The following is a 22,473-nucleotide window of genomic DNA, read 5'->3' on the forward strand; positions in this document are numbered from 1 at the left end:
AACAATTTAGATACAAAAAGAGCGCCTAAGGCGCTCTTTTTTTACTTCTATAACTGAATAAATATGCAGTTGGCTGTTTATGCCTAAAGTGGCATAGTTTCAAAGTCAAAATCAAAACTTGTATCAATGTCTTGAAGTTCTTTTAGTAGACGCTGTTTGTCCTTTAACGCTTCTATCTCCCGCCATTTACGTTTTTTGTTCGAGCTTTTTGAGCGAGTTGGTCTTTCAACAACTTGGTCTAGCGCACCACCATAGTCTAATCGATCCATGGTAAACCTCCCTTGTTATTATGATGTCTCTATGCAAATAAGTATCATATTTCTTCGCTATAGTGCAATAGTTATGTTTCATTATTGTTAAGGGGGTCTGACGGTTTAATGAAGCTGGACTGGATAAAATAGTGACATCTGCTACCGAGTTGCATGAACCACATACAAAAAAGCCAGCTTGCGCTGGCTTTTTTAGTGTTTATATCTGACCTTGTCGATATAAATTAATTAATGCATTACTGGAAGAATCTAGTTCGGAAGCGTCATTTTCAGCGCCAATCCGATCAAGTACATCATTGCCTAGCAACTTACCGAGCTCTACACCCCATTGGTCAAATGAGTTTATTTGCCATATAGCGCCCTGTACGAAGGTTCTGTGCTCATAAAGTGCGATGAGTGAACCTAAGGTGCTCGGAGTCAATTTATCCATTAATAAGGTGTTACTTGGCTTATTGCCCGTCATCACTTTATGTTTAGAGATAAGTGCTTTTTCACTATCAGGTAAATGCTTACCTGATAACTCAGCCAATGCTTCATCAAATGTGCGTCCTTGCATTAATGCTTGAGTTTGCCCAAAACAATTAGAAGCAAGCTGGTTGTGATGCTCGCCTAATGGATTGTGACTTTGCAAAGGCATAATGAAATCAGCTGGAATTAATGCAGTACCTTGATGCAATAATTGATGATAAGCATGTTGACCATTGGTTCCTTCACCGCCCCAAATTACGGGACCTGTGCTGAAGTCAACTTCAGTGCCATCTAACATGACTGATTTACCGTTACTTTCCATATCAAGTTGCTGGAAGTAAGCTGGTAAGCCACGCAAATAGTGATCGTAAGTGAGTACAACATGAGATTGAGCATGATGAAAGTTACCATATAGCACAGACAGCATGCCCATGATCACTGGCATATTTTGCTCAAATGGGGCGTTGGCAAAGTGGTTATCCATCTGGTGGGCACCATCAAGCAGTTGCTTAAAGTTATCCATACCTACTAGTAGTGCGATGGGTAATCCGATTGCAGACCATAATGAATAGCGACCGCCAACCCAATCCCACATAGGGAAAATGTTACTCGCGTCAATACCAAAGTCAGTTGCTTTAACGACATTTGAAGTGACTGCAACAAAGTGCTTGGCTACATCTGCTTGAGAGCCACCATTTGCAAGGAACCAGTCTTTGGCACTCAGAGTGTTGGTTAAAGTCTCTTGTGTGCCAAACGACTTAGAAGACATCACGAACAAAGTAGTTTCGGCATCTAAAAGTTTAAGCTTTTCACATATAGAGCTTGCATCAACATTGGCGACAAAATGACAATTTAGGCCCTTAACCCAATATGGACGAAGTGCTTGAGAGACAATTTTTGGCCCTAAAAAAGAACCACCAATACCAATACTGACGATATCAGTAATGGCTTTTCCGGTATGTCCTTTCCAGTGACCTTGTTGAACGGATTCAACAAATTGTGTCATTTTGGCTAAGGTCTGTTGCACTTCAGGAACAATATCACAGCCTTCAGCCATAATGACTTGCTCAGGCTTGCTGCGAAGTGCGGTATGCAATACCGCGCGTCCTTCAGTATTATTAATAATATCGCCGTTAAACATTGCTGCAATTTTATCACTTAAGTTTACTTCTTCAGCTAACTTAAACAGCAAGGTAAGGGTTTCATCATTAACGCGGTTTTTAGAGTAATCTAATAGTAAACCGCAGTCTTTAACACTAAGTTGCTCAAACCTTGAAGGGTTTTGAGCAAACAGGTCGCGCATATGTGGTAATGCTGCTGCATTTTGAGATAACTGCTGCCAGGTATTACTCTGCGTTAAATGTGTCATGCAAATCACTCCATTGAATTTGGATTTAGCCAAGTTTCTCGTTTAACATGACCTCTAGTTTTCCTTGGTCAATAGCAAAGTTACGTATACCTTCAGCAAGTTTATCCACTGCCATAGGGTCTTGGTTATACTCCCAGCGGAACTCAGCTTCAGTCAGCGGTGTTGGCGCTGCTTCAACTGAAGTTGTAGTTGTTAGCTTTTGAGTAATCGCTACGTCGCTGTTAGCTAATTCTTCTAGTAATGCAGGGCCAATCGTTAAACGATCGCAACCTGCAAGCTCAATGATCTCGCCGATATTACGGAAGCTTGCGCCCATAACAACAGTGTTATAACCATGACGTTTGTAGTAGTTGTAGATTTCAGTTACTGATACAACACCAGGGTCTGTTTCTGCAGTGTAATCAAGACCTGTGTCTTTTTTGTACCAATCTAAGATACGACCTACAAACGGTGAAATAAGGTAAACACCGGCTTCAGCACAAGCTCGAGCTTGAGCAAAGCTAAATAATAAGGTCAGGTTACAGTTGATGCCTTCTTGCTCAAGCTGCTTAGCGGCGCAAATGCCTTCCCAGGTTGAAGCAAGCTTAATCAGAATGCGAGATTGATCGATACCCGCTTCTTTATAAAGCTTGATAAGTTTATGTGCTTTTTCAATTGAGCCTGCTTTATCAAATGAAAGACGTGCATCAACTTCTGTTGAGATACGACCAGGAACAATTTTTAAAATTTCTACGCCGATATTGACCGCTAATTTATCGCCTGCATCTTCTACTTGTTGTGCAACATCATTTGACTGAGCTTTAGCCCAAGCAATTGCATCATCAATGAGCGGTGCGTATTCAGGAATTTGTGCAGCTTTTAAAATCAGAGAAGGGTTGGTGGTTGCATCTTCAGGTTGGTAACGTTTAATTGCTTCGATGTCGCCAGTGTCTGCAACGATGGTTGTCAGTGCTTTAAGTTGAGCTAACGTGTTCGCCATGGAAATTTCCCTCTCAAGTAACAAAGTTATTTTGTTCAATGCGGATATTAGATGCGATTTTACTGTATTTTCCAATACAATTTGTAAAAAAATTACATAAAAAATGCCATTCAGAGCGATTTAAAAGTAAAACATGTCATTTAATACCTGAATCTATTGGTAGTAAAGCCAATTTACTAATGTATAAAGCCAATTTAACTTAGTAAATATAAAGAGTTACCATTTTTTATTTGTATGATGAAAGTTTTAAAATAAAAAAGTCGCTGTAAGCAGCGACTTTTTAATCTAGTACCACAGTTCTGTGATTATTTTAGTACAGGGCGTTTCTCTGCACCACTAACAACAGCGTCAATACGACGGTTTTGCTTGTTAGCTTCTGCAGATGTTCCTTCCATTAATGGATTATCCTCACCAAAACCAACAGCTTTTAAACGGCTTGCATCAATGCCATATTTATTAACTAGTGCATCAACAACAGCTTGAGCACGTTGTTCTGATAAGTTCATATTGTAATCAGCGTTACCTACAAGTGAAGCATGACCTTCAATTACAGCTGTAGTATGTTGATTTTCTTTTAAGTATTTCGCGCCTTTCTCAAGACGATCGTATGATTCAGGTTTCAATACTGCAGAATCGTTGTCGAAATATACACCTTCCATGCGTGAAGAAATTGGGGCATCTTCATAGATAGTACATCCTTGCGCATCGACCTTATGAGTCGACGGCGTATCAGGACACATGTCTTTGTCATCAGTAACACCATCATTATCAGAATCGATTGGTGCAGCAACAACTGCTGCTACAGCAACAGGTGCGACAACAGCCGCTGGCTTTTCAGTGCCAAAGCGGTAGCTAAGCTCAAGTCCCCAGTAGTTACTTTCCATATCTAAGGTATTGTACTTGTCGTCATCAAGGTTTTCATAACGACGGTATTTCGCTTGTAACTTTAAGTTTTCAGTAAAGTTATAACCAACACCGACACCCACGTATGGAGCAATACCACTGTCACTGTAGTACTCTGTGTTGTAGTTCTTTTTATTTGAAATTAGGTAGTTCATTGCACCAGCTTCTGCTGATAAACTCCACTTTTCTGCAATTGGCATAAACGCCGCTAAACCTAATGTCATGCCTCTAGCGCCGACATCATTACGTTTATTACTATAATCAGTCCATTCAGCTCGGCCTAGGTCACGGTAGCCAAGCTCAACACCAAAGTAATCATTGAATAAATAACCACCGAAAACATCCCATGCATATGGGTCATCTTCGCCACAAATTTTCATTGTTTTAAGGTCACAGTTAGGCTCGTAGTTATTGATACCTAAACCACCACCAACGTACCACGGCGTTAACTCTTGCTCTGCAACAGCAGCAAAAGGTAACAGTGAGGTGAGTAATACTACTTTTAATGTGTTCTTCATCATGTATAAGTCCATTGTTATGTTACTTCACCAAAACACATGTAAATGAGTTGTTTATGACATGTGCCGCCGACGCTTATGTGGTGTTCCTATTATGTTTTTGTCAGCAGCGTAATTATCGTCGTAAATTCAATGGTTTTCCATAGTAAAAAAGCATAATGTTGTAATTTGTAGTGAATTATATTGCTTGCTTGTTGAGATTGTTGTGCTATGTCAAAATCGTATTCTCTCATTTTTTACTGATATTTTTATTGATTCACATAAATTTGAGGTCTTTAAAAGCAATCACAAAAAAAAGCGCCCTTAGGCGCTTTCGTGAGTTGTTTAAATAGAAATGGGTAGTTAACGGGTCCAAACCCAGTTTTCAATTTCTTTAGGGTCAACACCGTTAGCTTTGATGTAGTTACGGTGTTCAACTAATCGCTGCAGCATGTCTGTGGTGATAGCCACGTGCTGTGTTTCATCTATTACACCTTGTTGGAACAGCTTATAGGCCATATCAATCACTAAATGGTAGCGTGATGTGCCATTACGAACGCCCATATCAAATGGCGTTGTCGTTGAACCTTCTTCTTCATAACCTTTAATTCTGAAACGGCGGCTACCTTTATAATCAAAGACCAATTTCTTAATTGTATTTGGGTAACCATGGTAGTTAAATACTACGCCTTTATCTTCAGTAAAGATTTCGTCCATCATCCAAGGTTTATTTTGGAATGCTCTACTGCCTAAGCCATTACTATTTAATTCGGTAACGCTAACAAAGCGGATCCGCACTCTTGGTAATAGTTCTCGGATGAGTACCAGTGATGCCATACATTCTTGGGTGACGTAATCACCACAACCAGCAAGCACGACATCCGGGTTTTCATCTGAAGCGAAATCCCAAACCATTACACCATCTTCAGTTTGTTTACGTGACTCATCAAGTGACAACCATTGAGGTAAGTCTTTTTTACCTGCGACTAAAATATTCAATTTATCGCGGTCTTCATAAGCACGTTCTGTATAGGTAAGTGTAGTATTACCATCTGCAGGTAAATAAGCAGAGATAATGTCAGGGTGCTTTTCTAACATTGCCCCTAAGAAAGAAGGGTTTTGATGAGAGTAGCCATTGTGATCTTGACGCTCTAGTAATGAAGACAGTACCACATTACAAGAAGGTACAGGTTTACGGAAGTGCACTCCTTGGCTTGCATATACATATTTACAGTATTGGTCTGCCATTGATGAAACGACTTGTGAGAAAGCTTCATAGGTCGGGAACATTGCATGACGACCTGTGACAGTGTAACCATGCATCATCCCAAAGAGTAAGTTCTCTGAGAGTAGCTCAATCACACGACCGTCGCGAGCCATGTCTTGATCCCAGCTCTTGATTGGCCATTGCCAAGCACGATCTGTTTCTTCGAAGACCGCTTGCAACTGGTTAGAGTATGTTTCATCTGGGCTAAAGATACGTAGGTTACGTTGGTCGCGATTTAATTTGAATGCATCACGCATCCATTCACCCATTTTATACATTGAAACACCGCGAGAACCACGAGGCGTCTCAGGGCCATAGCTGAGCTTTTTAAGATCTGGTTGCGCAAGCGCGCGTACAATTTCGCCGCCGTAGCTCAAATGCTGACGGCCACAACAAAGATGTTTAGGTGGGATCAGAGATTGAATGTCTTTATCAAAGGTAATTTCACCTTCAGCGTTGATGTCACACAACTCGTCAAATTTGTAGCTGTCTAACCACTCGTTTAACGCGGTTAAATGACTAGGGTCAGTTGCACATTTATTAACGATAACTTGATGTGACTCGCAGTTGCCTTCAAGTTTTTTGCCGCCATGTTCAGCGGTCCCCGTCCAACCTTTGGCTGTACGCATTAAAATCACTGGCCAGCGGGGTTTACATACATCTTCACCATTTCTAGCACGAGTTTGAATGTCATTGATCATCTCGTAAGAAAGGTCCATGGCTTTGGCCATTTGTTCAAATACGTCTTCTTCAAGTTCATCATCAACAATAATAGGATGGTAACCTAAACCACGAAATTCTAAATCCAGTTCTTCATGATCCATGCGACCCATGCGAGTCGGACCAGAGATCTTATAACCATTAATATGGACAATAGGAAGTACAGCACCATTGGTAGCGGGATCGACTAAACGGTTTGCATACCAAGATGCTGCAAGAGGGCCTGTTTCTGATTCGCCATCACCGACGAGACAAGCAGCAATTAAATTAGGGTTATCAAGCACAGCGCCCCAAGCAACTGACAACGAGTAACCTAATTCGCCACCTTCAAGTATTTGACCTGGTGCTTCAGGGTTTGCATGAGAAGGGTAGCCGTAAGCAGCAGAGAACTTTTTACAGATGTCTTCGATCCCAGCTTCATTATATGGAATTGTTTCTGGGTAAAAGTGGCTTAATGAACCTTCCACAAACAAGTTTGCCTGAACTGCTGGAAAACCGTGACCTGGACCGACAAGATAAATGAAATCTCTTTGATGTTTTACAATAAGTCGATTGACGTTGGCATAGACAAAGTTGATACCAGGGCATGTACCCCAATGGCCAAGTAGTCGTGGTTTGATGTCTTCGTGTTTCAAATCTCTTTTAAATAATACATTTTGTTTTAGGTAGATTTGAGAAGTAGCGAGGAAATTTGTAGCTCGAACAAATTTCTTTAGCGACGTGATTTCATTTGCATGCGTCATATTGACCTCAATGTGTAAAGTAAAATTCATTTAACCTTTAATGAGAACACTGTATTCTTTAAATCGTTGCAATAATGTGGTCTTTGTCTAAGTTTTTATTAAATGTTTTTATTAAAAAAATGGGCGCAGGTTGATTTAGTGTTAATTCTTTTAGGCTTCAGGACCTAAGAATGTTATTTGTGATGAGGGGAAAGGTGAGTAATTAGATAAATGTGATAAAGATCACCTGACGGTTCAGATCATCTATGCTAGTTTTTTGCTCCGAAAAAATCGGAGATAATGAATTGAGAAAGTTTGCTAGGCATTCGTGCTTAAAAAAAGTAAAGTTAACTCGATCAAATCCTAAATAATAAATAACTAATATTTTCGCTCACTGAAACTCAATCTAGGCAGCTAGCCTGAAAAGGGCTGTTGACATAGACCTTGAGTGTTTTTATTAAAATAATACGATAATTTTATTTTGTCTGAAGCTATAAGCCATTGGGGTAATTAACTACAGGCTGACTTCCTGCAAAATAAAGTTATTCCAAGGAATAAATAAAGCAATGGCAATGTTAGAAACGATTGTGAATTTCATGAACGATTTACTCTGGGGTAAATTGTTAGTTTACGGGCTAGTTGGTGCAGGTTTATTTTTCACTGTGCGTCTTGGCTTTATCCAAATTGCGCATTTTACACACGGCCTCAAGATCCTCGCGATCAGCCGTCGTCCAGGCCGTCATGGTCTATCTTCTTTCCAAGTCTTTTGTACCAGTATGGCTGCCCGTGTCGGTGCAGGTAACATGGCAGGTGTTGCTGTAGCGATTGGTATGGCAGGCCCTGGTGCAGTGTTCTGGATGTGGGCAATTGCCGTGTTGGGTATGGCAACCGCAATGATTGAATCCACTTTAGCGCAGGTTTATAAAGTGAAAGATTCAGACGGACAATACCGTGGCGGTCCTTCTTACTACATGGAGAAGGGCCTAGGTCAACGTTGGATGGGGATTTTGTTCTCAATCTTGTTGATTATCTGTTTTGGTCTTGTCTTCAATGCGGTACAAGCGAATACAATTACTGGCGCAATGACTGCGGTATTTGGCTTTGAACCTGTCTATGTAGGTATTGCCATTGCGTTATTTAGTGGCGTTGTGATTATGGGCGGCCTTAAGAAGGTTGCTAAAGTTTCTGAAGTTATCGTGCCAATTATGGCTGTAGCTTACATTGCTATCGCATTGGTTGTTGTATTAATGAACATTGAGCAATTACCAGCTGTCTTTACATTAGTGATTAAGAGCGCATTTGGCTGGCAAGAAGCAGCTGGTGGCGCGGTTGCCTACAGTATTGCTCAAGCGATGCAAGCGGGTATTGCACGTGGTTTATTCTCAAACGAAGCGGGTATGGGTAGTGCAGCAAATATTGCAGCGAGTGCTTCACCAAACCCAAATCACCCAGCATCACAAGGTTACATGCAAATGATGGGTGTTTTCTTTGACACTATCGTCATTTGTACTGCAACTGCGGCGATTATTTTATTGTCTGGCGATGCTGCTGGTAGTGGCGATGGTATTGAGATGACAATTAATGCGTTATCTTCTCATGTTGGTGATTGGGGCGGTGCATTCATTGCTTTCGCTATTTTACTATTCTGTTTCACTTCTATTATTGCTAACTACTCTTACGCTGAAACTAACGTAATGTTCCTTTCAGGTAACAAGAAAGGTGCTTTACCGTTATTCCGTTTAGCAGTTTTAGGTATGGTAATGTTTGGTGCTATTGCGAAAATTAATATCGTATGGAACCTAGCTGATGTATCTATGGGCTTAATGGCATTAGTTAACATGATTGCATTGTTACTATTATCAGGACTTGCTGTGCGAGTGATTAATGATTACCGCCAACAGGTAAAAGCGGGTGAAGAGCCGGTGTTTGATACAGATAAGTTCCCTGAACTTGCTGATCAACTTGAAGATGGTATCTGGAAAAATAAGCCAGTTGAATCTGATAAGTAACTGATATTTTCTGAAGAGGGTGCTTAATTTCTGAGTATTCAGTTAACTAAAGTAAAACTCTATTAGAACAATCTAAAAAACCATGCATATATTGCATGGTTTTTTTTATTGAGCCCAGTATTATAGAGAGCATTAAAGTTAAATACTGTATGGCTTAATAGGATAGTTAACGATGTTAGTATTAGTTTCTCCTGCAAAAACATTAGATTTCGAAACCACGGCTAAAACCACGTCATTTACTCAACCCACTTTATTAGATCATAGTCAGCAATTGATTAAGGTTTGTCGTGAGCTTACACCAATGGATATTGCTTCATTAATGAAAGTAAGCGATAAAATAGCAGGCTTAAATGCGGCTAGATTCAGTGAGTGGCAACCTAATTTCACTCTTGAAAATGCGAAACAAGCCATGTTTGCTTTTAGAGGTGATGTGTATACCGGACTTGATGCCGATTCTATGTCGGAACAACAAGTTGAAAAAGCTCAAAACCATCTGCGAATCCTGTCTGGGCTTTATGGATTATTAAAGCCGCTTGATTTGATGCAAGCTTACCGCTTAGAAATGGGCACAAGTTTAACTAACCCTAAAGGCAAAAACCTCTACGCCTTTTGGGGAGATATCATAACTGATGAAATAAATGCTGCTGTTAATGAGCAAGCTGATGACATTATTGTAAATTTAGCATCGAATGAGTACTTTAAAGCGGTTAAACCAAAGCAACTGAAGGCAAGCTTAATTACTCCAGCTTTTAAAGATTGTAAAAATGGTCAATATAAAGTCATTAGCTTTTACGCTAAAAAAGCCCGTGGTTTAATGGCGAGGTATTTGATTGATAATGACATTAACACATTAGCAGGGATCCAGAAGTTTGATGCTGATGGTTATTACTTTAGTGAAGAATTATCTACACCAGCTGCACCTGTGTTCTTACGTGAAGAAAGAACGTAACTTCAACGATCTTGATTAAGTAAATTTATAATTAGCTATGTGTTTTGGGCTAATGTGGTGTTAAACAAAAAGCAGCTAATTAGCTGCTTTTTGTTTGGATGAAATAAAGCTCAGAAGGACTACTTTTTATCATCTTTTTTGGCAAGTGGACGTAAATCTAATTCTGATTGCGCCATGATATAAGCAAATTGTGCATAAGCTGCAACATTTTGAGCTAGCGCCTTAGGATCAATCTTATCTAAGGTATCATTTGGCGTATGGTGATAATCGAAGTAATCAGTACCATCTTGCCTTAGTGATGCCACTGGAACGCCCAGAGAAGGCATCATTGACACATCTGGACCACCAGTTGCTTTATTGTTACCGAGCTTAACGCCATTGACAGTCATCCCGCTGTGCTCTACTTTTACTTGTTCAAATACAGCTGGGTTAACATTAAAGTCGATTTGATAAATCTCGCCTGCGCCAAAATCAGACTCTGCGGCAATATAGTGTGTTGTCAGTTCGTCAGCATGCTGTTTAGCGTAAGCTTTACCACCAACTAGGCCTACTTCTTCAGCCGCGTATAAAACGACTCTGATTGTTCTTGCAGGCTTGTTTGGTAAGTCTTGAATAAGTTTGGCTGCAGCAGTAACGATGGCTACACCAGCGCCATCGTCAATTGCGCCTGTGCCTTCATCCCAAGAATCTAAGTGAGCACCAATTAGCACGACTTCATCAGGCTTACTGCTTCCTGTTACCTCTGCAATGACATTGTAAGAAGTCGCGACGCCTAAGTTCTTTGAAGTGAGATTAAGTAACAGTTGAATATTGTCATCTCGTTTTAGCATGGCATTAATCATGTCGGCATCAGGTGCAGACAACGCAGCTGCAGGTATTTTTGCTACGCCGTCTTTATATCGCATCATTCCAGTATGCGCCATGCGGTCATGATCGGTTCCTATTGAGCGAATGACGACAGCAACAGCTCCTTTTTCGGCAGCTGCAACAGCGCCTCGTGAGCGACCTCCTACTGATTTACCGTAACCTTTGCCTGTAATGTGTCTTTCCGTCTTATGATCAATAAAAGCAATTTTACCTTTTACGCTATCTGGATCGGCAGCTTGTAAGTCGGCGAGGGTATCGAAACGCACTATTTGCGCTTGTATCCCTGAGTCTGGTGTCGAGACGCTACCGCCTAATGCACTAATAACCAGTGGTTGCTCAAAAGGAGCGATAATAGAAGCCTTTGCACTGCCACGATACCAAGCGGGTACTTGAACAGATTCTTTATAAACTTTATCAAAACCTAATGATTCTAGTTTGTTCATAGCCCAGTTAACGGCGATGATATCTTTTTCAGAGCCCGCTAATCTAGGGCCAACTTCCACAGTTAATGACTCAACGATGTCATAACTTAATGAAGACGACAGGGCTTTTGTCGCTAGTTGTTGACTAATTTGGTTATTCTTATTGTTCTCTATTACCGTCTCGTTTGTTACTTGTGTATCACTTTGGTTACTTTGACAGCCTGATAATGCTGTCAAAATCATCGCGGCGCAGAGAGTCTTATTGTAGTTTTTCATGAGTTTCCTTCATTTTTATTAGCTAAGTCTCATTTTTAAAAACAATCTACCAAAAAGTGTGCTTCATGTCGCTGCCCTATTTGTTAGGGAAGGCTATATTAGCCATGGAGATGATTGAGGAGAACCAAGCGCGTGATGAATATTGAATTAATGCAACAGCGTGCAGATCATGCTGTAGTAATGCTGAAAGCACTAGCAAATGAACGTCGTCTGTTTATTTTGTGTCATTTGCTTAATGAAGGTGAAATGTGCGTTGGTGAGATGAACAAAAAGCTAGGTCTAAGCCAGTCTGCGTTATCGCAGCATTTAGCTTGGCTAAGAAAAGATAATCTCGTTTGTACACGTAAAGAAGCCCAAACTGTTTTCTATTCACTGAAAAGTGAAGAAGTACGTGAGTTAATCAAAGTATTGGACAACTTATATTGCCACTAGTGGCTCAGTTTAAAATACTCAGATTGAACATACTCAAAGCGTCTTAATTATACTTACGTGATGTAAGTTATGATTAAGGCGTTTTTTTATGCTTAAAATTTATGATGAATAGAGAAACAGAGAGCTTGAATGCAAGGGATGGTAAATTATAGATATAAAAAAACCGACCTAAGTCGGTTTTTTAAAAACTAAATCACAAAATTAAGCAGCGATTGCTTTGATTCTTGTGTTTAGACGTGCCTTTTGACGAGCAGCTTTATTCTTGTGAATAAGGCCTTTAGTCGCCATACGGTCAACAATTGGTTGTGCTTCTGCGAATGCTTCTGTAGCCGCTTTATGGTCACCGCTCTGGATAGCAGCGATAACACGTTTAACGTATGTACGTAACATTGAACGACGACTAGCATTATGCTGACGACGTTTTTCAGATTGAAGCGCGCGCTTCTTTGCAGACTTGCTATTAGCCAAGGTGCAACTCCTAAAACTGGGATTAATACTTTGAGGGCGAGGAATATGCCTGCTTTTATTCATTTTGTCAATGAATATGGCAGAAATATCCTCAAAAAGACAAATAAAACTACCTTGCTCGGTTATCTTCAACCCAACTCGTGTAAGATGTGGCGCATTCTACCAGTTCTTGTATTGCATAAACAGTATTAGAATTGAAAAATTGAGATATATCCACGTTTAATCATTCGTTAGCAAACTGCTATGGAGGGGTGTTTGAGTAAAAAGCTATTAAAATCAGGTGCAATTGTCAGTGTTATGACATTAGTTTCAAGAGTATTAGGCCTGATAAGAGATGTGGTAATTGCAAACTTAATGGGCGCAGGTAGTAGTGCCGATGTGTTTATCTTTGCTAACAAGATCCCTAACTTTTTACGTCGCCTTTTTGCTGAAGGAGCTTTTGCACAGGCATTTGTGCCGGTTCTGACTGAGTATCAACAAAAAAATACCCCAGAAGAAACACGAGAACTTTTAGCTAAAGTCGCAGGAACACTGGGGGGAATAGTCAGTGTTGTGACGTTATTAGGTGTGATTGCTTCGCCAATACTTGCGGCACTATTTGCTGGTGGTTGGTTTTATGATTGGCTAAATGATGGGCCGAATGCTGAAAAATTTGAACTTGCAGCATTAATGCTAAAAATTACCTTTCCTTATTTATGGTTTATTACTTTTACGGCATTAGCAGGCTCGATCCTTAATACCAGAGGTAAATTTGCAGTCTCAGCTTTTACTCCAGTATTTTTAAATATCACCATTATTGTTGCAGCTCTTTATTTTGCGCCTACGATGGAGCAACCTGAGTTAGCGCTAGCATGGGGGGTATTTACTGGTGGCTTAGTGCAGTTTTTATTTCAACTGCCTTTTTTATTGCGTGAAAATGCATTAGTTAAACCTTCTTGGGGGTGGAACCATCCTGGGGTGGTAAAAATTAGAACCTTGATGATCCCAGCTTTATTTGGCGTTTCGGTTTCTCAAATAAACTTGTTATTTGATACCTTCATAGCCTCATTTTTAATGACGGGATCCATAAGTTGGTTATATTACTCAGACAGATTACTTGAATTTCCACTAGGGTTGTTTGGTATTGCCATTGCGACGGTCATTCTGCCAGCATTATCAAAAAAGCATGTTGATGCCAAAGGAAGCGGTTTTAGTGACACCATGGACTGGGGGGTTAGAGCCATTTTATTACTTGGCGCCCCAGCGATGCTTGGGTTAATTATTTTAGCTCAGCCAATGTTAATGGTGTTATTTATGCGAGGCGCATTTTCTGTCACAGATGTAGAGATGGCATCATATAGTTTGGTTGCATACGGTTGTGGTTTGTTGAGCTTTATGATGATTAAGGTTTTAGCGCCAGGTTACTTCTCTCGTCAAGATACGAAAACACCGGTTAAATACGGCATTATCGCCATGATAAGTAATATGATATTCAATATTATTTTTGCCATTCCTTTTGGCTATGTTGGTCTTGCTATTGCCACCTCTATGTCAGCCTTACTTAATGCAAGTCTTCTATATCGTGGATTACATATCGCTGGGGTGTACAAATTTAGCCGCGCGACATTAGTGTTTTTCTTGAAAGTGGTTATCGCTACGGCGATTATGGCACTACTGCTGCTATACACATTACCTGCCCAATCGATATGGTTAGATATGCCGATGATGGTGAAGGTACTAACCTTAGTTAAATTGATCGCTTCGGGTGCAGGTGTTTATTTATTAAGCTTAGTATTGATGGGGCTGAGACCTTGGAAGATGAAACGTCAATCATGAATGCTGATTATCGAATCTATCTAGTATATAATCAGCCGATTTACAGTAGCAGTTAATTGGCGTAATGGAACTAATTCGCGGTATACACAATATTTTACCTTCGCATCATGGATGCGTGCTCACTATTGGTAACTTTGATGGTGTGCATCGTGGCCATGCGCAAGTGCTTAATAACTTAGTTAATAAAGCAAAACACTTTCAATTGCCAGCAGTGGTTATGACGTTTGAACCTCAACCTCAAGAGCTATTTCGTCAACAAGATGCCCCAGCAAGAATTAGTTTATTGCGTGACAAGATTAGTTTGCTTGATGAGCTGAATATTGATCGATTGCTTTGTGTTAATTTTAATAGTCATTTTGCCAATCAACCGGCTGAGCAGTTTATTGAAGATTTGCTGGTTAAAAAGCTTGGGGTGAAATACTTAGTTGTTGGTGATGATTTTTGCTTTGGTAAAAACAGATCTGGCACCTTTGAGATGTTGCTTGAAGCGGGTAAAAAGTTCGGCTTTACGGTTGTGAGTACTCAGAGTTTTATTCTAGGCTCTATTAGAGTAAGTTCTACAGCAGTGAGGGAGCAACTTGCTTTAGGTAATCTAGAGCAAGCAAGACGATTATTAGGTCACCCCTTTGTATTAACTGGCCGTGTTGCACACGGACAAAAGTTAGGCAGAACCATAGGTTTTCCTACTGCAAATATTGCTCTAAAGCGAAAGGTTTCACCTGTTCGTGGTGTGTTTGCGGTAAAAATGTATTGGGATGACAGCGATATTTATGAAGGCGTTGCCAATGTAGGTTTTAGACCTACGGTTGATGGGCAAGTCTGTCAGTTAGAAGTCCACTTATTTGATTTCACCGGCGACTTATATAGTAAGCGTGTTGAAGTAGAACTTGTGGCAAAAATCCGTGATGAACATCCGTTCGAGTCACTGGAAGCACTAAAAAAACAAATTTTGAATGATGCAAATGAAGCAAAAGCTTTGTTTGGCAATGATGCAGGCTGAAATAAATCAGCCCAATTAATGGTATAGGATCAATGACCGACTATAAATCTACGTTGAATTTGCCGGAAACAGATTTTCCGATGCGCGGTAATCTGGCTAATCGTGAGCCAGAAATGTTAAACCGTTGGACTCAAAACGAACTTTATCAAAAGATCCGTGATAGTCGTATTGGACGCAAACCATTCATTTTACATGATGGCCCTCCATACGCGAATGGCAATATCCATATCGGTCACTCAGTAAATAAAATTTTAAAAGACATCATCATTAAATCTAAAACGATGGCAGGTTTTGACGCGCCATATGTTCCAGGTTGGGATTGTCATGGTCTACCTATCGAACTGATGGTAGAAAAGAAAGTCGGAAAACCTGGTCAGAAAATTTCTGCAGCAGAGTTCCGTGCTGAATGTCGTAAGTATGCAGCTAAACAAGTTGATGGTCAGCGAGATGACTTTATTCGTTTAGGTGTCTTAGGAGATTGGCATAATCCATATCTAACAATGGATTACAGCACAGAAGCGAACATTGTTCGTTCATTATCTAAAGTCATCGATAGTGGCCATTTACACAAAGGTGTAAAGCCTGTTCATTGGTGTACTGATTGTGGTTCAGCCCTTGCTGAAGCAGAAGTAGAATACGAAGACAAAACATCGCCAGCGATTGATGTTGCATTCAATGCTGTAGATTCTGCAGCGGTTGCAGCAAAGTTTGGTGTTGAAGGTTATACCCCAACAATTTCAGCTGTTATTTGGACCACGACGCCTTGGACTATTCCAGCTAACCGCGCGTTATGTCTAAGCCCTGAGCTTGATTACAGCCTTGTTGAGTTTGTAAAAGAAGGCGTAACTAAAACTCTGATTTTAGCTGAAGTGTTAGTTGAGTCTTGTATGACTCGATTTGAAGCTGAAAGTCATACTGTTATCGGTACAGCTAAAGGCGCAGAACTTGAGCTGCTTCGTTTTAACCATCCTTTATCAGCATTTGATGTGCCAGCTATTTTAGGTGATCACGTAACAACTGAAGCAGGTACTGGTGTTGTTCATACAGCTCCTGGCCATGGTCAAGACGATTACATTGTTGGTCAAAAATACGGTTTGGAAGTTGCCAATCCAGTTGGTGACAACGGTGTATATAAAGCTGATACAGAGTTTTTTGCTGGTCAACATGTATTTAAAGCAAACAAAAGCGTAGTTGAACTTTTAGAAGAAAAAGGTCAACTATTACATCATGTGGCTTACCGTCATAGCTACCCGCATTGCTGGCGCCATAAAACACCAATTATTTTCCGTGCTACGCCGCAGTGGTTTATCTCAATGGATAACCATGGCTTACGTAAGCAAGCATTAGGCGAAATTGAGCAAACTCAATGGATCCCAGATTGGGGTCAAAGCCGTATTGAGAAAATGGTTGAGAACCGTCCTGATTGGTGTATTTCACGCCAACGTACTTGGGGCGTACCGATCACATTATTAGTTAATCGTGAAACGGATGAGTTGCATCCAGATAGCGTAGCTATTATGGAACGTGTTGCACATCGCATTGAACAAGAAGGCATCCAAGCGTGGTGGGATCTTGAAATCAGTGAGCTGATTGGCGATGAAGCTGAGCAATACCGCAAAGTGACTGATACGTTAGACGTTTGGTATGACTCTGGTTCAACGTTCTCATCAGTTGTTGCATCACGTCCTGAATTTAACGGACATGACATTGATTTATACCTTGAAGGTAGCGATCAGCATCGTGGTTGGTTCATGTCATCGTTGATGATTTCAACTGCTATGAATGGTAAAGCACCCTATAAACAAGTATTAACCCATGGTTTTACCGTTGATGGTAAAGGCCGCAAGATGTCGAAATCAGTTGGCAACGTCATCGCACCTTTGCAAGTTATCAACAAGCTGGGTGCTGATATCTTACGTTTATGGGTCGCTGCTACTGATTACAGTGGTGAGATGACGGTTTCTGATGAAATCCTAAATCGTAGTGCTGATTCATACCGACGTATTCGTAACACTGCTCGTTTCTTATTAGCTAACTTAAATGGCTTTAACCCAGAAACAGACATGATTGCGACTGAAGATATGGTATCGCTTGACCGTTGGGTTGTGCGCCGCGCGGCCGCGCTTCAAAGTGAAATTATTGAAGCGTATGAGCAATATAACTTCCATTCAGTAACGCAGAAATTAATGCAATTCTGTTCAGTTGAGTTAGGCAGCTTCTACTTAGATATCATTAAAGATCGTCAATACACAGCGAAACAAGATGGTCATGCTCGTCGTAGCTGTCAATCAGCGCTTTACCATATTGCCGAGGCGATGGTTCGCTGGATTGCACCAATCTTAAGCTTTACTGCCGATGAAATCTGGAAGTTGTTACCAGGCGAGCGCACTGAGTTTGTGTTCACTGAAGAATGGTATCAAGGTCTTGAGTCTGTCACGTTAGAAGGTGACTTAAGTGATGATTACTGGCAGCAGTTGCTTACAATTCGTAATGAAGTGAACAAAGTACTTGAACAAGCACGTCGTGATAAGCGAATTGGTGGTTCATTAGAAGCTGAAATCACTTTATTTGCTGATGCAGATTTAGCATCGCAACTTGCCAAAGTGGCTGATGAGTTACGCTTTGTATTGCTTACATCTAAAACAGCTGTTGAAACGTTAGACGCCGCGCCAGCTGACGCAATAGAAACCGAACTAAACTCACTGAAATTAATAGTCAATAAAAGTGACGCACAGAAGTGTGATCGCTGCTGGCACTACAGTGAAGACGTAGGAACAATCGAAGCTCATCCAACGCTATGTGGTCGTTGTGTAACCAACATTGAAGGCGATGGTGAACATCGTAACTTTGCATAAGGACTAATAATGCCTCTTACTTGGAAAGAAAGTGGCATTCGTTGGTATTGGGTAGCTGTATTGGTATTTTTTGCCGATCAGCTATCTAAGCAATGGGTGTTAGCAAACTTTGAGCTGTCTGAATCCATACAGCTTTTACCATTTTTCAATTTTACCTATGTTCGAAACTATGGTGCTGCATTTAGCTTTTTAAGCGAAGCGGGTGGTTGGCAGCGTTGGTTCTTTGCCATTATTGCAATTGGTTTTAGTACGCTTCTGACTATTTGGTTACGTAAGCAGTCATCTTCGTTATGGCGTACGAATTTAGCCTATACCCTGATCATTGGTGGTGCTATTGGTAATTTGGTTGATCGTTTAATGCATGGTTATGTTGTCGATTTTATTGATTTCTATTGGAACACTAGCCATTACCCAGCGTTCAATATTGCAGATGCAGGTATTTTTATCGGTGCAGTATTGATAATTTGGGAATCATTTAAGCCTGAAGAACCTGTAAAAGAAAGTTAGGGAGAATTACTTTGTCAGAACAACAAGCCTCATCTCGTTCAATTTTGTGTCATATGAATATCATTTTAGAAGATGGTTCGACAGCTGACAGCACTAAGTCATCAGGTAAGCCTGCAAGATTTAATGTTGGTGATGGTAGCTTAAGCCCAGCATTTGAAGCAGAGATAAATACTTTGCAACTAGGTGATAAACATAATTTCACCTTGGAGCCAGTAGACGCATTTGGCGAGTCCAACCCTGATGCTATTCATCATATGGATAGAAGCCGTTTCCCTGCGGATATGGAGCTTGAACCAGGTGTAATCGTCAGTTTTGGCGGCCCAGGTGGAAGCGAAATCCCTGGCATGGTCAGAGAGATTGCTGGTGATTCAATTACTGTAGATTTAAATCACCCACTAGCAGGTCAGAAAGTGACTTTCGAACTTGATGTGGTAGAGGTACTTTAAGATGCTTAAAGTTGATCCGACGTCTCCTGAACTTAATATATTGCTTGCTAATCCAAGAGGATTTTGTGCTGGTGTAGACCGTGCAATTAGTATTGTTGAGCGCGCATTAGAGTTATTTGAACCGCCGATTTATGTTCGTCATGAAGTCGTCCATAATCGTTACGTGGTTGAAAACCTCAAAGATCGCGGTGCAATATTTGTCGATGAACTTGATGAAGTACCTGATAACTGTATTGTTATTTTCAGTGCTCATGGTGTTTCTCAAGCTGTTAGGCAAGAAGCCAAAAGTCGTGGATTAAAAGTGTTTGATGCAACTTGTCCTTTAGTGACCAAAGTTCATCTTCAAGTGACTCGTGCAAGTCGTAAAGGGATTGAGTGTATTTTGATTGGCCACGAAGGTCATCCGGAAGTTGAAGGCACCATGGGTCAGTATGACAATGCTGAAGGTGGTGTTTATTTGGTTGAATCGCCTGAAAGTGTTGCTCAGTTAAAAGTTAATAACCCTGATAACTTGTGCTTTGTCACGCAAACCACGCTTTCAGTTGATGACACATTAGATATTATCGAAGCATTAAAGGCTAAGTTTCCGTCAATTGAAGGGCCGCGTAAAGATGATATTTGCTACGCAACACAAAATCGTCAAGATGCTGTGAGAACGATGTCATCTGATGCTGATTTATTCATTGTTGTAGGCTCAAAGAACAGTTCTAACTCAAATCGATTACGAGAATTGGCTGAAAAAACGGGCACTAAAGCCTATTTAGTAGATACCGCCGCTGATGTTGATGAAGCATGGTTTACTGGTGTCGTTAAGGTTGCAGTGACTGCGGGCGCTTCTGCCCCCGAAGTGCTTGTTCAGCAAGTAGTGGATGCTATTGCCAAATTTGAACCTTCAGTTATTACAGAAGTTGAAGGCCGTAAAGAAGACACTGTTTTTGCAGTGCCTGCTGAATTAAGATAATCCTGCAACTTTTTATCTAAATTTCATATCGTTACTAAAGCCGTAAACCCTCTGGGTTTGCGGTTTTTTTATGCCTACAACTATTGGACTATTTCTTAGGCTATACTGTAAAGATCGCTAAAATTAATCATTAACTAATATTTAGTATACAATAAGTGACCTTTTTGTTTACATCTTGCTCGACTATTAATATGCAGTATAGTATTTTGTATCTAAGTTTAGGATTTTAAACAAATATTTTTAATTGTCATGTCAAAGATATGGCAATCGATGGAGGTTTGACACATATGTCAGCTAAAAGGAATGGATTTTCCTTAATTGAAGTCATGGTTTCGTTAGTCATTTTAACTGTCGGGTTAATTGGCATTTTTAACCTGCATATCGTTTCTAAGCGCGGTAGCTTTGAAGCTTTTCAGCAAACTCAAGCGTCATACTATATAAACGATATCATTAATCGGATGCGATTAAATAGAGCTGAACTAGCAAATTATGAAGGAACTTATAGCGGTTCAACAACGGCTCCAAAATCTTGTGATGTAGGTGTTGGCGGGAATAGTCTTTGTTCGCTAATAGAGACTCGTAGTTGGGATTTGTATCAATGGGAGCGACTATTTCAAGGTGACAATGAGCAATTGTCTGGCAAAAGTATCGGTGGTTTGGATTCAGCAACAGCTTGTATTGATATTAATGTGTCAGATGTCACAGTTGTTATGACATGGAAAGGTATTCGTGGTACTTCTGATGGTGCTTCAGCAGGTAGTTCGTTTGCAAAGAACTGCGGCACAACAAGCGATCGCCGTAGAGTGCTAGAAATAAACACGGCTATTCTATAAGGATTATAAAATGCCAATAATAGGTAGATCACACAATGGCTTTTCACTTGTAGAGTTGATGGTTGCAATGGTTATCAGTCTTTTTTTATCGGCTGGCCTTTTTACTATGTTCAGCATGTCATCCACGAATGTCACTACTACAAGTCAATTTAATCAATTACAAGAAAATGGCCGTATAGCATTGGCTATTATTGATAGGGATTTAAGTCAACTTGGTTTTACTGGTGATATAACCGGTACTGATTTTATTGTTGGAACGAATACCAACCTTTCAGCCACAGCTGTAGTTAATGATTGTATTGGGGCAGGATTAAATAATGCAAGTTTCCCTCAGAATCAGCCTGCTCACTTTAGACGTTTGTGGGGGTATGAAGCTGATGTTAGTGCTGAAAATATGGATTGCATTACACCTGACTCAAATACGGATGTTATACAGATAAAAAGATTAATTGGTCCTTCTGTTACTGCTGCTGAGATGAATAGCAGTCGATATTATGCCTCTACAACCTCAAATCAAATTGAAATCTTTAATGGCAGTTCGGTTGCACCTGTTTTGGTGAATAGTCGAATTTGGGAGTTTCAACATCATGTTTATTATGTAGAGGAAGATGGTGATATCCCTGTGTTAAAACGGCGCACGTTATCAATAGGTAACGGTATGAATAATGATGAGCAGCTTGTCGAAGGTATCGAAAATATGCGTATTATGTATGGTTTTGACAGTAATGGGGATGATACTGCTGATAGTTATATGCCGGTGCAAAATGTTACCTCACTAATGTGGGATAACGAACTATTTCAACGTTTAGTTTCTTTAAGGGTCTTCTTATTAGTTCGTTCGTCTCAAATAGATAGAAGTTATACAAATGAAGTAACTTATCAGTTAGGTGATAAGAGTATTGGTCCACTAAATGATAACTATCGTCGCAAGGTTGTTTCGACCACGGTGGTACTTGAGAACCCTGTGTTAATACGTAACTAGGAAAGCTAAATGATGAATGGTTCTTTTTATAAGCAACAAGGTATCGTGCTTTTTTTCTCTTTGATTATATTAATCATTATGACGGTAATTGGAGTTGCTCTCGCTGTTAATTCTACACAGTCGTTAAGGATGGCCGGTGCAGGGTCTGAGCGCATTGGCGCTATGATGTCTGTTCAAGGAGCGCAAGATAAAGTCATAACGAATAAGCAAGGAAAAGTAATGGCTACCATGAATGCTGTAACAACGGATCTAGACGATGCACTTGGAGTGATAAATACCATGACGCCAATGACGGTTGGTGATGTGAATTGTCAACGAAGTACTAAAGCAAATTCTGGTAATTTGATTAGTTGTCGACGAGTTGAAATATCAAGTGCGGCGGCTTTTGGCCGAAATAATTTAGGACAAGTTACCGTCGTGTCAGGTATCGAACAAGAAGTGTTAACAGGGAGTTAAT

19 protein-coding genes are annotated in these 22,473 nt (G+C 40.4%); 12 read left to right on the plus strand and 7 right to left on the minus strand.

Annotated elements, in window-relative coordinates; genetic code table 11:
- Positions 1-83: 83 nt before the first annotated feature.
- The 5 genes from L2737_RS01740 to L2737_RS01760 form a co-directional block, all read right to left on the minus strand.
- Positions 84-269, minus strand: a complete 186-nt coding sequence (locus L2737_RS01740; RefSeq protein ID WP_055025622.1) for a DUF3545 family protein — start codon at positions 267-269, stop codon at positions 84-86.
- Between the two features lie 199 nt (positions 270-468).
- Positions 469-2,106: a glucose-6-phosphate isomerase gene (pgi, locus tag L2737_RS01745; protein WP_248954538.1), complete on the minus strand. Its 1,638-nt coding sequence runs from the start codon at positions 2,104-2,106 to the stop codon at positions 469-471.
- A gap of 25 nt (positions 2,107-2,131) precedes the next feature.
- A complete protein-coding gene (gene tal, locus L2737_RS01750; protein ID WP_248954539.1) occupies positions 2,132-3,085 on the minus strand; it encodes a transaldolase in 954 nt (317 codons plus the stop codon).
- Between the two features lie 305 nt (positions 3,086-3,390).
- Complete coding sequence (locus L2737_RS01755) at positions 3,391-4,509, minus strand: OmpA family protein (RefSeq protein WP_248954540.1); 1,119 nt, start codon at positions 4,507-4,509, stop codon at positions 3,391-3,393.
- A 339-nt stretch (positions 4,510-4,848) separates the two neighbouring features.
- Positions 4,849-7,215, minus strand: coding sequence for a phosphoketolase family protein (locus L2737_RS01760; RefSeq protein WP_102529785.1), 2,367 nt, complete (start codon positions 7,213-7,215; stop codon positions 4,849-4,851).
- A 551-nt stretch (positions 7,216-7,766) separates the two neighbouring features.
- Between L2737_RS01760 and L2737_RS01765 the strand changes: the two genes are divergently transcribed.
- Together L2737_RS01765 and yaaA are read left to right on the plus strand one after the other, a co-directional pair.
- A complete protein-coding gene (locus L2737_RS01765) occupies positions 7,767-9,203 on the plus strand; it encodes an alanine/glycine:cation symporter family protein (protein WP_229368150.1) in 1,437 nt (478 codons plus the stop codon).
- 172 nt (positions 9,204-9,375) lie between these two features.
- Entirely contained in the window at positions 9,376-10,152 is a 777-nt protein-coding gene (gene yaaA, locus L2737_RS01770; RefSeq protein ID WP_248954541.1) for a peroxide stress protein YaaA, read from the plus strand.
- Between the two features lie 119 nt (positions 10,153-10,271).
- On the opposite strand, the gene L2737_RS01775 is transcribed toward yaaA, so the two are convergent.
- Positions 10,272-11,717, minus strand: coding sequence for a M28 family metallopeptidase (locus L2737_RS01775; RefSeq protein ID WP_248954543.1), 1,446 nt, complete (start codon positions 11,715-11,717; stop codon positions 10,272-10,274).
- A 135-nt stretch (positions 11,718-11,852) separates the two neighbouring features.
- Here L2737_RS01775 and L2737_RS01780 point away from each other — a divergent pair, with 135 nt between their 5' ends.
- Complete coding sequence (locus L2737_RS01780; protein WP_102529665.1) at positions 11,853-12,149, plus strand: ArsR/SmtB family transcription factor; 297 nt, start codon at positions 11,853-11,855, stop codon at positions 12,147-12,149.
- A 201-nt stretch (positions 12,150-12,350) separates the two neighbouring features.
- On the opposite strand, the gene rpsT is transcribed toward L2737_RS01780, so the two are convergent.
- Positions 12,351-12,617: a 30S ribosomal protein S20 gene (rpsT, locus tag L2737_RS01785; protein WP_102529664.1), complete on the minus strand. Its 267-nt coding sequence runs from the start codon at positions 12,615-12,617 to the stop codon at positions 12,351-12,353.
- A gap of 255 nt (positions 12,618-12,872) precedes the next feature.
- Here rpsT and murJ point away from each other — a divergent pair, with 255 nt between their 5' ends.
- The 9 genes from murJ (at position 12,873) to L2737_RS01830 (ending at position 22,472) form a co-directional block, all read left to right on the plus strand.
- Positions 12,873-14,432 carry a murein biosynthesis integral membrane protein MurJ gene (gene murJ / locus L2737_RS01790; protein ID WP_248954544.1) on the plus strand — a complete coding sequence of 520 codons (1,560 nt, stop codon included), beginning with the start codon at positions 12,873-12,875 and terminating at the stop codon, positions 14,430-14,432.
- Between the two features lie 64 nt (positions 14,433-14,496).
- A complete protein-coding gene (gene ribF, locus L2737_RS01795) occupies positions 14,497-15,432 on the plus strand; it encodes a bifunctional riboflavin kinase/FAD synthetase (RefSeq protein WP_229367732.1) in 936 nt (311 codons plus the stop codon).
- Positions 15,433-15,464: 32 nt separating this feature from the next.
- The gene (gene ileS, locus L2737_RS01800; protein ID WP_248954545.1) at positions 15,465-18,287 is read left to right on the plus strand and encodes an isoleucine--tRNA ligase; all 2,823 of its coding nucleotides are present in this window, start codon (positions 15,465-15,467) and stop codon (positions 18,285-18,287) included.
- A 9-nt stretch (positions 18,288-18,296) separates the two neighbouring features.
- Positions 18,297-18,794 (plus strand): signal peptidase II, encoded by a 498-nt coding sequence (gene lspA / locus L2737_RS01805; protein WP_248954546.1) that lies wholly within the window; start codon positions 18,297-18,299, stop codon positions 18,792-18,794.
- A gap of 11 nt (positions 18,795-18,805) precedes the next feature.
- On the plus strand, positions 18,806-19,240 hold the full coding sequence (gene fkpB / locus L2737_RS01810) for an FKBP-type peptidyl-prolyl cis-trans isomerase (protein WP_283108210.1): 435 nt from the start codon (positions 18,806-18,808) through the stop codon (positions 19,238-19,240).
- Between the two features lies 1 nt (position 19,241).
- Positions 19,242-20,201, plus strand: coding sequence for a 4-hydroxy-3-methylbut-2-enyl diphosphate reductase (gene ispH / locus L2737_RS01815; RefSeq protein WP_248954547.1), 960 nt, complete (start codon positions 19,242-19,244; stop codon positions 20,199-20,201).
- Positions 20,202-20,488: 287 nt separating this feature from the next.
- Complete coding sequence (gene pilV, locus L2737_RS01820; RefSeq protein WP_248954548.1) at positions 20,489-21,034, plus strand: type IV pilus modification protein PilV; 546 nt, start codon at positions 20,489-20,491, stop codon at positions 21,032-21,034.
- A 10-nt stretch (positions 21,035-21,044) separates the two neighbouring features.
- The gene (locus L2737_RS01825) at positions 21,045-22,016 is read left to right on the plus strand and encodes a PilW family protein (RefSeq protein ID WP_248954549.1); all 972 of its coding nucleotides are present in this window, start codon (positions 21,045-21,047) and stop codon (positions 22,014-22,016) included.
- Between the two features lie 9 nt (positions 22,017-22,025).
- Positions 22,026-22,472: a pilus assembly PilX family protein gene (locus tag L2737_RS01830; protein ID WP_248954550.1), complete on the plus strand. Its 447-nt coding sequence runs from the start codon at positions 22,026-22,028 to the stop codon at positions 22,470-22,472.
- Position 22,473 lies beyond the last annotated feature (1 nt).

This window comes from Shewanella electrodiphila (assembly GCF_023283985.1).
GTDB classification, from domain to species: domain Bacteria; phylum Pseudomonadota; class Gammaproteobacteria; order Enterobacterales; family Shewanellaceae; genus Shewanella; species Shewanella electrodiphila.

Excerpts from the sequence above, each read along its gene's own strand:
- L2737_RS01740 (WP_055025622.1), bottom strand. The coding sequence starts at position 269 with ATGGATCGATTAGACTATGGTGGTGCGCTAGACCAAGTTGTTGAAAGA.
- pgi (WP_248954538.1), bottom strand. The coding sequence starts at position 2,106 with ATGACACATTTAACGCAGAGTAATACCTGGCAGCAGTTATCTCAAAAT.
- tal (WP_248954539.1), bottom strand. The coding sequence starts at position 3,085 with ATGGCGAACACGTTAGCTCAACTTAAAGCACTGACAACCATCGTTGCA.
- L2737_RS01755 (WP_248954540.1), bottom strand. The coding sequence starts at position 4,509 with ATGATGAAGAACACATTAAAAGTAGTATTACTCACCTCACTGTTACCT.
- L2737_RS01760 (WP_102529785.1), bottom strand. The coding sequence starts at position 7,215 with ATGACGCATGCAAATGAAATCACGTCGCTAAAGAAATTTGTTCGAGCT.
- L2737_RS01765 (WP_229368150.1), top strand. The coding sequence starts at position 7,767 with ATGTTAGAAACGATTGTGAATTTCATGAACGATTTACTCTGGGGTAAA.
- yaaA (WP_248954541.1), top strand. The coding sequence starts at position 9,376 with ATGTTAGTATTAGTTTCTCCTGCAAAAACATTAGATTTCGAAACCACG.
- L2737_RS01775 (WP_248954543.1), bottom strand. The coding sequence starts at position 11,717 with ATGAAAAACTACAATAAGACTCTCTGCGCCGCGATGATTTTGACAGCA.
- L2737_RS01780 (WP_102529665.1), top strand. The coding sequence starts at position 11,853 with ATGAATATTGAATTAATGCAACAGCGTGCAGATCATGCTGTAGTAATG.
- ribF (WP_229367732.1), top strand. The coding sequence starts at position 14,497 with ATGGAACTAATTCGCGGTATACACAATATTTTACCTTCGCATCATGGA.
- ileS (WP_248954545.1), top strand. The coding sequence starts at position 15,465 with ATGACCGACTATAAATCTACGTTGAATTTGCCGGAAACAGATTTTCCG.
- lspA (WP_248954546.1), top strand. The coding sequence starts at position 18,297 with ATGCCTCTTACTTGGAAAGAAAGTGGCATTCGTTGGTATTGGGTAGCT.
- ispH (WP_248954547.1), top strand. The coding sequence starts at position 19,242 with ATGCTTAAAGTTGATCCGACGTCTCCTGAACTTAATATATTGCTTGCT.
- pilV (WP_248954548.1), top strand. The coding sequence starts at position 20,489 with ATGTCAGCTAAAAGGAATGGATTTTCCTTAATTGAAGTCATGGTTTCG.
- L2737_RS01825 (WP_248954549.1), top strand. The coding sequence starts at position 21,045 with ATGCCAATAATAGGTAGATCACACAATGGCTTTTCACTTGTAGAGTTG.
- L2737_RS01830 (WP_248954550.1), top strand. The coding sequence starts at position 22,026 with ATGATGAATGGTTCTTTTTATAAGCAACAAGGTATCGTGCTTTTTTTC.